This is a genomic window from Pseudoalteromonas sp. ATL1, from assembly GCF_058933015.1.
In genome coordinates this window covers 577,236-589,292 of sequence record NZ_JBZYXL010000001.1, presented here as the reverse complement: position 1 = coordinate 589,292, position 12,057 = coordinate 577,236, and the positions used below count along the sequence as shown (strand labels likewise).

At 43.3% G+C, this 12,057-nt stretch carries 13 protein-coding genes; all 13 read right to left on the bottom strand.

Annotated elements, in window-relative coordinates:
• Positions 1–110: 110 nt before the first annotated feature.
• The 13 genes from AC5FX4_RS02690 to rsmG all read right to left on the bottom strand — a co-directional run bounded on the left by AC5FX4_RS02690 (position 111) and on the right by rsmG (position 12,051).
• A complete protein-coding gene (locus tag AC5FX4_RS02690) occupies positions 111–2,246 on the bottom strand; it encodes a winged helix-turn-helix domain-containing protein (protein ID WP_493604977.1) in 2,136 nt (711 codons plus the stop codon).
• Between the two features lie 361 nt (positions 2,247–2,607).
• Positions 2,608–3,024, bottom strand: coding sequence for a F0F1 ATP synthase subunit epsilon (locus tag AC5FX4_RS02685; RefSeq protein ID WP_493604976.1), 417 nt, complete (start codon positions 3,022–3,024; stop codon positions 2,608–2,610).
• 14 nt (positions 3,025–3,038) lie between these two features.
• Positions 3,039–4,424, bottom strand: coding sequence for a F0F1 ATP synthase subunit beta (gene atpD, locus AC5FX4_RS02680; protein WP_171626395.1), 1,386 nt, complete (start codon positions 4,422–4,424; stop codon positions 3,039–3,041).
• A gap of 32 nt (positions 4,425–4,456) precedes the next feature.
• Positions 4,457–5,317 (bottom strand): F0F1 ATP synthase subunit gamma, encoded by an 861-nt coding sequence (atpG, locus tag AC5FX4_RS02675; RefSeq protein ID WP_493604975.1) that lies wholly within the window; start codon positions 5,315–5,317, stop codon positions 4,457–4,459.
• 58 nt (positions 5,318–5,375) lie between these two features.
• A complete protein-coding gene (atpA, locus tag AC5FX4_RS02670) occupies positions 5,376–6,917 on the bottom strand; it encodes a F0F1 ATP synthase subunit alpha (RefSeq protein WP_493604974.1) in 1,542 nt (513 codons plus the stop codon).
• A gap of 14 nt (positions 6,918–6,931) precedes the next feature.
• Positions 6,932–7,465 carry a F0F1 ATP synthase subunit delta gene (atpH, locus tag AC5FX4_RS02665; protein ID WP_493604973.1) on the bottom strand — a complete coding sequence of 178 codons (534 nt, stop codon included), beginning with the start codon at positions 7,463–7,465 and terminating at the stop codon, positions 6,932–6,934.
• Positions 7,466–7,480: 15 nt separating this feature from the next.
• The gene (atpF, locus tag AC5FX4_RS02660; protein ID WP_493604972.1) at positions 7,481–7,951 is read right to left on the bottom strand and encodes a F0F1 ATP synthase subunit B; all 471 of its coding nucleotides are present in this window, start codon (positions 7,949–7,951) and stop codon (positions 7,481–7,483) included.
• 58 nt (positions 7,952–8,009) lie between these two features.
• Positions 8,010–8,243, bottom strand: a complete 234-nt coding sequence (gene atpE / locus AC5FX4_RS02655; RefSeq protein WP_070988097.1) for a F0F1 ATP synthase subunit C — start codon at positions 8,241–8,243, stop codon at positions 8,010–8,012.
• Positions 8,244–8,298: 55 nt separating this feature from the next.
• A complete protein-coding gene (gene atpB / locus AC5FX4_RS02650) occupies positions 8,299–9,150 on the bottom strand; it encodes a F0F1 ATP synthase subunit A (protein ID WP_493604971.1) in 852 nt (283 codons plus the stop codon).
• A gap of 15 nt (positions 9,151–9,165) precedes the next feature.
• On the bottom strand, positions 9,166–9,546 hold the full coding sequence (locus tag AC5FX4_RS02645) for an ATP synthase subunit I (protein WP_493604970.1): 381 nt from the start codon (positions 9,544–9,546) through the stop codon (positions 9,166–9,168).
• Between the two features lie 139 nt (positions 9,547–9,685).
• Positions 9,686–10,615, bottom strand: coding sequence for a ParB/RepB/Spo0J family partition protein (locus AC5FX4_RS02640; protein ID WP_493604969.1), 930 nt, complete (start codon positions 10,613–10,615; stop codon positions 9,686–9,688).
• A 15-nt stretch (positions 10,616–10,630) separates the two neighbouring features.
• The gene (locus AC5FX4_RS02635) at positions 10,631–11,416 is read right to left on the bottom strand and encodes a ParA family protein (protein WP_493604968.1); all 786 of its coding nucleotides are present in this window, start codon (positions 11,414–11,416) and stop codon (positions 10,631–10,633) included.
• Positions 11,417–11,430: 14 nt separating this feature from the next.
• Positions 11,431–12,051 carry a 16S rRNA (guanine(527)-N(7))-methyltransferase RsmG gene (gene rsmG, locus AC5FX4_RS02630; RefSeq protein WP_493604967.1) on the bottom strand — a complete coding sequence of 207 codons (621 nt, stop codon included), beginning with the start codon at positions 12,049–12,051 and terminating at the stop codon, positions 11,431–11,433.
• Positions 12,052–12,057: the final 6 nt, after the last annotated feature.

The following is a 12,057-nucleotide window of genomic DNA, read 5'->3' as shown; positions in this document are numbered from 1 at the left end:
AACGCAGAAATACGCAAAAAGTGCAGTGCTGTAGCATGTTGCTTATCCCGAATTCAGGTTAGATAAGCGCTTGCTGTCAGATATAAGGAGGAAACGCTCGTGATGAGATGCTAGTTGACTTGCTGTTTACCTATTTTAATATCGAGAAGTTGATTCTCACTGGTTTCAATGATGTTCATCCATAGTGATTGATCATGAGATAAATAACTGATGTCTCCAATTGAGTACCGAGAACTTTCCACCTCATAGACCAATTCAGCAGCTGTTTTTTTATCTTTGTCAAAACGATAGATACGTTTGCCGTCGGAATGGTAAATGTAGCCTTCTCCGACAGTAATTGAGTGTCTGTATATGGCTTTGGGAAGTTCAAACTCCTGTACGGTACCACCAGAGTTAATATCATAAAGTACGACCGTATCATTTGAAGACAAGGAGATAAGGGTCTGATCATCAAGGCGACCTATCCAGACAGAATTAAATGTTGGGATTGAAGTATGGTTTTTGTGCTTTAGTGAGTATTTGTACGAACTACTCTTTACTTTGTGTTCACCTAAAACAACATAACCCACTTCACTCTCGCTTAAAAACTCCGCTGATATGATAGCGCCTTCCACTTCAATACGGTCTAGTAATGACAGATCGGTATATCGATAAATTTCTATCTTGCGGCGATGGTGAACAAGCAATAAATCATTCTTTTCGTAATAGCGAATATTGCGAATATCACCCGCGGGAACCGCGAGTTCCTTACTATCACCATTGTTACCAACTTGAGTGACAACTTTACCACCACCATGCTCGGTCAATACCATGTAACCTTGCTTGAACTTGATAGGCTTAGTACTGCCTAAACTCAATTCTATATCCGCATTCATGGTCTTTTGAGTCAAATCAAAAGTGTAGATAAATGAACTAAATGGATAGCTAACGATCAACATTTCATTTTCATTAAAAAACTGAAATATCGCATAACTTTGTGATGTGTTTAGCTTATCTTTTTTGACCAGCTTGCGTTTGCTCAAGCTATAACCAAACACCGTGTTTTTGTTATTGTCGAACCATAAGAGTAAATCTGAATCAGCATCGTAATTCAGTGACCATATACGACTTGGTGATTCTAATAACTTAACTTGATCTCCACCATCAAGGTCCGTCATATACAGCTCATTCGTATCATATTGACGACGCTCAAATAGCAAAACTTCTTTTTCAGGGATATATGTCAAAAACTGATCGCCATAGGAATTCAAATTAGGCGAACTAATTTGAAACTCAGCACCCGTAACTAAGTTTCGGCTGGTCAGAGCTGAAAGCTCATCCCTATTTCGGTATCCTGATTTTGAATACACAATTCGGTCTTTACCAACCCCACTCCCTGTAACTAAACCTCGCATGTTACAGTCAAAGAGCGCTTTGTTTCCTTCGCTAAAATCCGCATTAATTTGCCATATTTGACATGTCGTTTTTGTTTTCGCTCGATAATAAAGCGTAGTTGAATCTGTCGACCAGCCTAGGGGGTAATAATCAACGCCTTCTTCCCCTAAACGACGCTCATAGCCACTATCAAGCTCTTTCACTACTAATGAATAATGCTTTGTATCTTGAGGCGAAAAAGCGAACGCGAGCAATTTTTTGTTGTAAGACAAACGCAATTGAGCGTATCGTCCTGGCACCCAAGATAAAACTTTTTCAGTAATATCTTTATACTCAACCACTAAATTGGTGTCATCAGCTTGATAGTTTTCGATAAGCACATAGCTGGCAGCCAACACAAATAGCGTCATAGCCACGAGGAAACCTAGTTTAGACCGTTTTTTGTTACTCTTTTCTTGTCTTGCAACGGAGCGCGTATGTAATTTATGTGGTGGGGGGGCAACCGATTCTTCTTTAGGCAGCTCTTGGTGATAGATAATCTCAGGCTCTAAAAAGAAGCTATAACCTTTCCGATAGTGAGTTTTAACAACGATGCCTTTTTGCACATCCGATTTAAGGATCTTGCGCAATTCCGACATAGCTCTATTGATGGCGTTATCATCCACATATTTTTGACACCAGACATCATCAACCAGATCCTGACGCGTGATAATCTGCTCGTTGTTGATGATAAAATAGCAAAGAAGTCTAAATAACAGCGGTTCTAATTCTCGCTCGGTAGAGCCATCACTAATACACTGTTTTCTTGGGTCTAAGATCCAAGCCCCAAACTTCACTTCCTTAACTTGGCGTGAAAACCTAACTTCATTCATTATGAGTAATTTAACATTCCTTTATACCGTTGATAGTTGCGCCCATTATCATTTTAAACTCAATAACAAATACCATACAAACCCTACAAAGTCAGGCATAAAAGCAACATTACCACTAAAGCCGATTACATTTTACACAAAAAAGTGCAACTTAAAATGAAAAAATTAATAATATTTGCTAATTTCGAAATGGTAAACACTTACGCAACAAAAAGGGTACAAAATTTCGCAAGACGCTTATTTTACATACTAAATTCGTATGGAAATCAGTCAAAGTTACAAAATGAATGAATTAAAAATATCGACAAAGCAAAAAAAACCCACGCATAGCGTGGGTTTTTTAAACCAGATAGGTTTGTATTTATTTACGCAGTTGGCGGATAACGCGCAACTGAGCAATAGCTTCAGCTAGTTGTACAGCCGCAGCGTGGTGATCAAGCTCAGTAGCAGCGCTTGATGCCATTTGTGCTTCAGCATCACGTACAGCCTGCTCAGCAGCTTGCTCGTCTAAGTCTTCACCGCGCATTGCTACATCCGCAAGGACTGTAACAACGTTTGGTTGAACTTCAAGCGTACCACCTGCAACATAGATGATTTCTTCTGTACCATCTTTTGTTACAAAACGTACCATACCAGGTTTTAGGCCAGTCAATAGTGGGGCGTGGCCAGGGTGAATACCCAACTCACCTTCACTACCACTTACTTGGATAGCAGCTGCTTCGCCAGAAAATATGCTCTGCTCTGCACTTACTACGTCAAGTTGTACTGTCAATGCCATATCAACCCCCTAAATTACATGTTTTTAGCTTTATCAACTGCTTCGTCGATAGAACCAACCATGTAGAAAGCCTGCTCAGGCATATCATCGTAGTCACCGTTTAAGATGCCTTTGAAGCCTGAGATAGTGTCTTTCAATGAAACGTATTTACCAGGTGCACCTGTAAATACCTCAGCAACGAAGAACGGCTGAGATAGGAAACGCTGGATTTTACGTGCACGAGATACAACTTGCTTATCTTCATCAGAAAGCTCGTCCATACCTAGGATTGCGATGATGTCTTTCAATTCTTTATAACGCTGAAGAACGGTTTGAACACCACGTGCAGTGTCATAGTGCTCTTGACCAATAACTTGTGGGTCTAGCTGACGAGATGTTGAATCTAGTGGGTCTACCGCAGGGTAGATACCAAGAGACGCGATATCACGTGAAAGTACGACCGTTGCATCTAAGTGCGCGAACGTTGTAGCTGGTGATGGGTCAGTCAAGTCATCCGCAGGTACGTATACCGCTTGGATTGAAGTGATTGAACCAGTCTTAGTTGACGCGATACGCTCCTGAAGTACACCCATCTCTTCAGCTAGTGTAGGCTGGTAACCTACCGCTGATGGCATACGACCTAGAAGTGCTGATACTTCAGTACCCGCTAGTGTATAACGGTAGATGTTATCTACGAAGAAAAGTACGTCACGACCTTCGTCACGGAATTTTTCTGCCATAGTAAGACCAGTCAAAGCAACACGTAAACGGTTACCCGGTGGCTCGTTCATCTGACCGTATACAAGCGATACTTTATCAAGTACGTTTGAATCGTTCATTTCGTGATAGAAGTCATTACCCTCACGAGTACGCTCACCAACACCTGCGAATACTGAGTAGCCGCTGTGCTCGATTGCGATGTTACGGATAAGTTCCATCATGTTTACGGTTTTACCTACACCGGCACCACCGAATAGTCCAACTTTACCACCTTTAGCAAACGGACATACAAGGTCGATTACCTTGATACCAGTTTCTAGTAGCTCAACTGAACTTGATTGATCTTCGTATGAAGGCGCAGCGCGGTGGATAGACATACGCTCTTCTTCACCGATTGGACCTGCTTCATCGATAGGCTGACCTAATACGTCCATGATACGACCTAGGGTCTTAGTACCAACTGGAACCATGATTGGTCCGCCAGTGCCTTCTACTGCTGTACTACGACGTAAACCGTCAGTAGTACCTAGTGCGATAGCTCGTACCACACCACCACCTAGCTGCTGTTGAACTTCTAAAGTCAAACCAGCTAAGTCGCCTTCTGTTACTTTTAGTGCGTCATATACGGCTGGCACGTTGTCTTGTGGGAACTCAATGTCCACAACGGCGCCGATAATTTGGACGACCTTACCTAAACTCATGTCTATTCCTCTCGTTAAACTTTGCCGAAGCGTTACACAGCTGCTGAGCCGCTTACAATCTCACTGATTTCTTGTGTGATTGCAGCCTGACGCGCTTTGTTGTATACAAGTTGCAGCTCATCCATTAGGTCGCCTGCGTTATCAGTTGCGGCTTTCATCGCAACCATACGGGCAGCCTGTTCAGAGGCAGCATTCTCAACTACACCTTGGTAAACTTGTGACTCTATAAAGCGTACCAATAGCGTTTCTAAGATCGCTTCTGGGCTTGGCTCATATAAGTAGTCCCAAGCGTAGCTTGATACTTCTTCTTCAGCTTTTGGCAAAGGCAATAACTGATCGATTACGGGCTCTTGCTTCATGGTATTTACAAAGTTGTTGTATACCACGTACAAACGGTCAATTTTTCCTTCAGAGAATGCATCAAGCATTACTTTTACAGGACCAATTACGTCCTGAACTGAAGGGGTATCTCCTAACCCTGCTGTTTTAGCAAGTAGTTGACCACCAAAACGTTTAAAGAAACCAGCAGCCTTGCTGCCAATGGTTGTAAACTCTGCGTCTACACCCTTTTCTTTCCACGCTTTTACGTCTAATGCCACTTTTTTGAACTCATTTGAGTTCAAACCGCCACATAGACCACGGTCAGTAGAGATAACAATATAACCAACTCGTTTCGCGTCACGTTCTGCTAAGAACGGATGACGGAAATCAAGGCTAGCTTGAGCAACACGACCGATCACTTTGCGTAAGTTTTCAGCGTATGGACGGCTTGCAGCCACACGGTCTTGCGCCTTCTTCATTTTAGAAGCGGCAACCATTTCCATTGCGCTGGTGATCTTTTGAGTATTCTTGATACTCCCGATCTTGCTTTTAATCTCTTTTCCGCTGGCCATGACTCTCTCTCCGAATCAAGGTGAGTGTTAGCGATAACCCTCACCAAGCATAACTAAATTACCAAGTTTGCGTTGCTTTGAACTTCTCTAGAAGTTCTTTAAGCTGCGCTTCGATCTCAGCGTTGTAGTTACCTGTTTCATTGATTTGAGCCATTAGCTCTGCGTATGTGCTGTTTGCATAACCGATTAGAGCCGCTTCAAAGTCACCGATCTTGTTGATTTCGATGTCTTTTAGGTAGCCTTTTTCAGCTGCGAATAACGACAGAGACATGTCAGCAACAGACATTGGAGCGTACTGTTTCTGCTTCATTAGCTCAGTTACGCGCTCACCGTGCTCAAGTTGTGCACGAGTTGCATCGTCAAGGTCAGAAGCGAACTGAGAGAACGCCGCTAGTTCACGGTATTGAGCTAGCGCTAGACGGATACCACCACCTAGTTTCTTAACGATTTTAGTTTGCGCAGCACCACCTACACGAGATACCGAGATACCAGCGTTAACAGCTGGACGGATACCCGCGTTGAATAAGTCAGTTTCTAAGAAGATCTGACCATCGGTGATTGAGATAACGTTAGTAGGTACGAATGCAGAAACGTCACCACCTTGAGTTTCAATGATTGGCAATGCCGTCAATGAACCTGTTTTACCTTTCACTTCACCATTTGTGAACTTTTCAACGTAATCAGCGTTTACACGTGATGCACGCTCAAGAAGACGTGAGTGAAGGTAGAATACGTCACCTGGGTATGCTTCACGACCTGGTGGACGCTTAAGTAGCAATGAGATTTGACGATAAGCAACAGCTTGCTTAGACAAGTCATCATATACGATTAGCGCATCTTCACCGCGGTCACGGAAGTATTCACCCATAGTACAACCAGCAAATGGCGCTAAGAATTGAAGCGCAGCTGATTCAGAAGCTGATGCAACCACAACGATTGTGTTTTCAAGTGCACCGTGCTCTTCTAACTTACGCACTACGTTAGCAATCGTAGATGCTTTTTGACCAATCGCTACGTACACACACTTAACGCCTGTACCTTTTTGATTGATGATAGCATCGATTGCTAATGCAGTTTTACCAGTCTGACGGTCACCGATGATAAGCTCACGCTGACCACGACCAACAGGGATCATCGCATCGATAGACTTATAACCAGTTTGTACTGGCTCATCTACTGATTGACGCTCGATTACGCCTGGTGCGATTTTTTCAACTGGTTCAAAACCGTCGTTGTCTAGTGCACCTTTACCGTCGATAGGCTGACCAAGTGTGTTAACAACACGACCAAGTAGACCACGACCAACAGGTACTTCTAAGATACGACCAGTTGCTTGTACTTTTACGCCTTCTTTAAGGTCTGCGTAAGGACCCATTACTACAGCACCTACTGAGTCACGCTCAAGGTTTAGTGCGATAGCATAACGGTTGCCAGGAAGCTCGATCATCTCACCTTGCATACAGTCAGCTAGACCGTGGATGCGGATGATACCGTCTGTAACAGATACGATAGTACCTTCGTTACGAGCTTCACTTACAACTTCAAACTGTTCAATACGTTGCTTGATCAGCGCAGAAATTTCTGTGGAATTAAGTTGCATGCTCTTTTTCCCAATTACGATTGTAGTGTAGTAGCTAGACGGTTTAATTTACCGCGAACTGAGCCGTCGATGACTGTGTCACCAGCCTTGATAACAAGACCACCAACTGTGCTTTCATCAACACTACAATTTAGCTTAACTTTGCGTGCGAAACGTTTTTCAAGTGCCGCTACTAGATTTGTTTGCTGTTCTTCAGCCAATTCAGTTGCAGAAATCACCTCTACGTCGATTTCTTTATCGTATTCTGCTTTATATTCAGCATACAAAGTTGCAACTGCTGGAAGTGCAATCAAACGACCATTTTCAGCCATAACCTTTAACAGGTTGGTAAATTGGTCGTTAATTTGCTCTGCACAAATTTTAGTAAAAATTTCTACTTGCTTTTCTGCAGATGCGCTACCGGCTAGGAAACCCTTAATTTGCTCATTGTTTGCTACTTCAGCAGCAAAAACAAGCATCTCGTTCCAAGCATCAATCGCGCTTTTTTCAACAGCAAACTCAAAAGCTGCTTTTGCGTAAGGACGAGCGATAGTAGCCAATTCAGACATGCTCACACCTCCTTATTACAGCTCAGCGACAAGTTTTTCAACGATGTCACTGTGCGCAGCTTGATTGATTTCACGTCCTAAAATCTTCTCAGCACCAACCACTGCCAGAGTAGCAACTTGCTTACGCAAGTCTTCTGTCACACGGTTACGCTCTGCTTCGATTTCAGAGTGCCCTTGAGCAATGATTTTCTCACGCTCTTGCTGACCACGCGTGGTTTCTTCATCAACGATAAGCGCTGCGCGCTTTTTCGCTTGTTCGATGATGTCCGCCGCTTGAGATTTCGCTTCTTTCAGCTGTTCAGCAGCTTCAATACGTACGCGCTCAAGTTCTTTCTCTGCTTCGTCAGAAGCAGCTAGGCCGTCTTCGATTTTCTTTTGGCGAGCTTCAATCGCACCGTTTAGCGGTGGCCATACATACTTCATGCAGAACCATACGAAAACGATAAACGCGATTAATTCACCTAGTAGAGTGGCGTTTAAGTTCACAACCGCTCCTCCTCAAATTAGTTGTTCGATAAACAAATTGGCTTTAAAAAACCAGTAATTACATTACGAACAACAATACCATTGCGATACCAACACCGATCATCGCGATCGCATCGATAAGACCAGCAACGATGAACATTTTAACTTGAAGTTGAGGCGCAAGCTCAGGTTGACGAGCAGCTGACTCTAGGAATTTACCACCAAGAGTACCGAAACCAATTGCAGTACCTAACGCACCTAAACCGATTAATAGTGCTACAGCGATATATTTAAGACCTAGTACGATTTCCATTTTTGTCTCCGATTATTTAAAAATTAAAAGTTAATGAATTTGTTTTTTATATCTATTAGTGATCCGACGTTGCCATGCTTAAATAAACAACAGTCAGCATCATAAATACGAATGCTTGCAATACGATAACTAGGATGTGGAATACCGCCCAGATAAAGTGCAATGGTAACTGGAATAAACCAATTGATGCGATGATGATGAAGATCAACTCACCGGCAAACAAGTTACCGTGTAGACGCAGCGCCAACGAGATAGGGCGTGCAATCAACGTAATAAATTCCATCACGAAGTTCACAGGAATAAGTAACGCTTGAACAAGCGGGTTTTTCGCTGTGAATGGGTGAAGTGTAAGCTCTTTAACAAAGCCCATCACACCTTTAGTACGGATGGTATAGAAGATGATTAACGCAAATACACCCAGTGACAATGCAAACGTTAAGTTAACGTCTGTTGTTGGTACCACTTTCATGTATACGTCATGTGGATCCATGCCCATAGCCGCCGCACCAACTTGCCCTGCAGCAAATGGTAGGAAGTCAACTGGGATCAAATCCATTAAGTTCATTAGAAATACCCAAACGAAAATCGTCAGAGCTAGAGGAGCAATCAGTTTACTCTTGCCGTGGAAAGTATCTCTCACGTTCGAGTCAACGAATTCAACGATCATTTCTACGAAGCATTGCATTTTACCTGGCACGCCAGTGGTCGCTTTATTTGCGGCACTTTTGAAAATCCAGATAAAAACAAGACCTAATAGAATTGACCAAGCCAAAGTATCTACATGCCAAGTCCAGAAACCTGCCTCACTACATGCCTTGTTAAATGCAATACCGGTATCGGTAGAACACATCTTGGCATTCGTAAGGTGGTGCTGAATATAGCCTTGTAAGCTTTGTTCTGCAGCCATTGTTTTTCCTAAAAGTTAATGATTAAAAAAAATCGATGTACACCAATGCACTATGGTCACCAAGATAAAACTGACAATCAGCCAAGACGGCGTCAACATCAGGACTTTAAATGCCACTAAAAACAGTGCAGTAGTTAACAAAAATTTTAACCCAGCGCCTCGTTTAAACGATTGATGCACTTGGTTTGCCTTGCTTGCGCCCATATAACGAAAGGCGTAAACGGCAAATACTAAATTGGGAAGCACGGCTATTACTCCACCGGCCAGTGCCGATTGAGCTGCCAAAGCTCCCCAACATACAAAAACGATAACTGCGATGGCTAATGCCACGACGCCCTGATACAAAACACCTTTTAATGCGGCGCGCCTATATGGGCTCGCTAACGACTCAGTCACTTTTTGTTAACCTTTATTGGTGTAAAATTTAATCAGGGTTTTAAAACTGGCGAAATTATACTTATATTTGGTGATTTTGCAACTTGATGAGACAAATTGTGGTGCTTTTTCAGCACCACAATTGCGGATTATTCATCCGTTAGGAAGGTTGCTGCATGTCAGCTTGAATACGCCCTAATATGCCGTCTAATTCATCTAAATTGGCATAAGAAATAACCAATTTACCTTTGCCTTTTTGGTTATAATTTATCTCAACCTTGGCCCCCAGATTTTCGGCTAACTGCTGTTCTAACAATTTGACATCTGGATCTTTTTCTTTTGTTTGTTTTTTCTCCACCGGCTCCAAAATCGAGCGCACTAACTTTTCCGTTTCACGCACGGTGAGCGCTTTTGCAACCGCGGTTCTCGCCGCTTCAGACTGTTGCTCGCCTTCGAGTGCTAAAAGACAGCGAGCATGACCCATTTCGATGTCGCCATGCTCTAGCATTTTTTTAACATCGTCATTGAGATTATTGAGTCTAAGTAAATTAGTAACGGTGGTACGTGACTTGCCTACCGCATCAGCCACTTGTTGGTGTGTTAGCTCGAACTCATGCAACAGCCTATCTAAAGCCACAGCTTCTTCCATGGCGTTAAGATCTTCACGCTGAATGTTCTCAATCAAGGCTATCGCCACCGCGGCTTCATCAGGCACATCTTTCAAAATACACGGTACAACGTCCAGTTCAGCCAACTGAGAAGCGCGCCAACGGCGTTCACCGGCGATAATTTCATATTGCTTATCGTCAACTTTGCGCACCACGATAGGTTGTAATACACCTTGAGCACGAATTGAGCTAGCAAGCTCTTCAAGGGCTTGCTCAGACATATCTTTACGCGGTTGATATTTTCCAGGACGCAAAAACTCGATGGGGATACGCTTAAGTTCACCATCTAAGCTTAATTCATTGGCAGTGCTAGATGCATGCTCGACACTGCCAACTTCAACAGGTTCAGCGCTAGGCGCTGGTTTTGATGAACTGAGTAGGGCATCCAAGCCTCGGCCTAAACCGCGTTTTTTTACCGACATGTTGTAATTATCCTCTTAGGCAACCGCTGCGGATTGTTTTTCTTTACGACGTAACATTTCGCCTGCCAAAGCTAAATAGGCTTTCGCACCACTTGACGCTCGATCATAGTACATTGCCGGGGCACCAAAGCTCGGCGCTTCAGCCAAACGTACATTACGAGGGATCACCGTGCGGTACACTTTATCACCAAAGTGCTGTTTTAATTGCTCTGAAACATCATTTGCAAGGCGATTTCGCGGATCATACATAGTACGCAAAATCCCTTCAATTTGTAATTCAGGGTTGACCAACTTGGCCAGCTGCGTGATGGTATCCATCAAGGCTGTTAGGCCTTCGAGTGCGTAATATTCACACTGCATTGGGACTAAGATAGAATCTGCCGCGGCCATCGCATTCACGGTTAGCATATTCAAAGATGGCGGACAGTCAATAAAAATGAAATCGTACTTATCTTGTACGGCGTCCAGCGCGTTACGCAAGCGCACTTCGCGGGCAAATAGTTCCATTAATTTAACTTCTGCCGCAGTCACATCGCCGTTTGCAGCTATCAGGTGATATTCACCCGATGTCTCTTTACAGATAACGTCATCCATTGATTGCTCTTCAATCAACAAATCATAAATGGTTGCCACATCGCCATACTTGTCGACACCGCTGCCCATTGTCGCGTTACCTTGAGGATCTAAATCAATGAGTAAGATTTTGCGCTTGGTTGCTGCCATCGATGCTGCAAGGTTCACAGCCGTAGTAGTTTTGCCAACGCCACCTTTTTGGTTTGCAATTGCAATGACTTTTGCCACGTTACCCTCGAATACTAGTCTTTAGAAAGAATAATTAAATGTCGCTCTGCATCTAACTCTGGCACGCTAAGATGAATATCTTGCTGCAATTTCACCCCTTCAGGTAAGTGTTCGAGCTCCTGAGCTGGGAATTGACCTTTCAATGCAAGAAAGTGCCCGGTGCTATCAATCAAATGAGAACACCACTCAACCATATCTTCTAACGAAGCAAACGCACGGCTGAGTACCCCATCTAATTTAACACTTGGCGAATATTCTTCAACACGCGACTGCACAGGAGTGACATTATCTAAGCCAAGCGCATGTTTTACTTGCATTAAAAAGCGAACACGCTTACCAAGACTATCGAGTAATACAAATTGCGTATCGGGTAAGGCAATTGCTAATACAATACCCGGTAAACCAGGACCAGTACCCACATCGATGTAATTTTGACCTTTCAGGTGCGGTGCCACAACGAGAGAGTCCATGATGTGCTTTACCATCATTTCTTGTGGCGCACGAACCGAAGTTAAGTTGTAGGCCTTGTTCCATTTGTCTAATAACTCAACATACTGCACGAGTTGCTGTTGTTGACGTTCACTTAGCGCAATATCCGTTTGCGCTAACAAAGAAGTTAGTTGTTGTTGTAACACGGTATT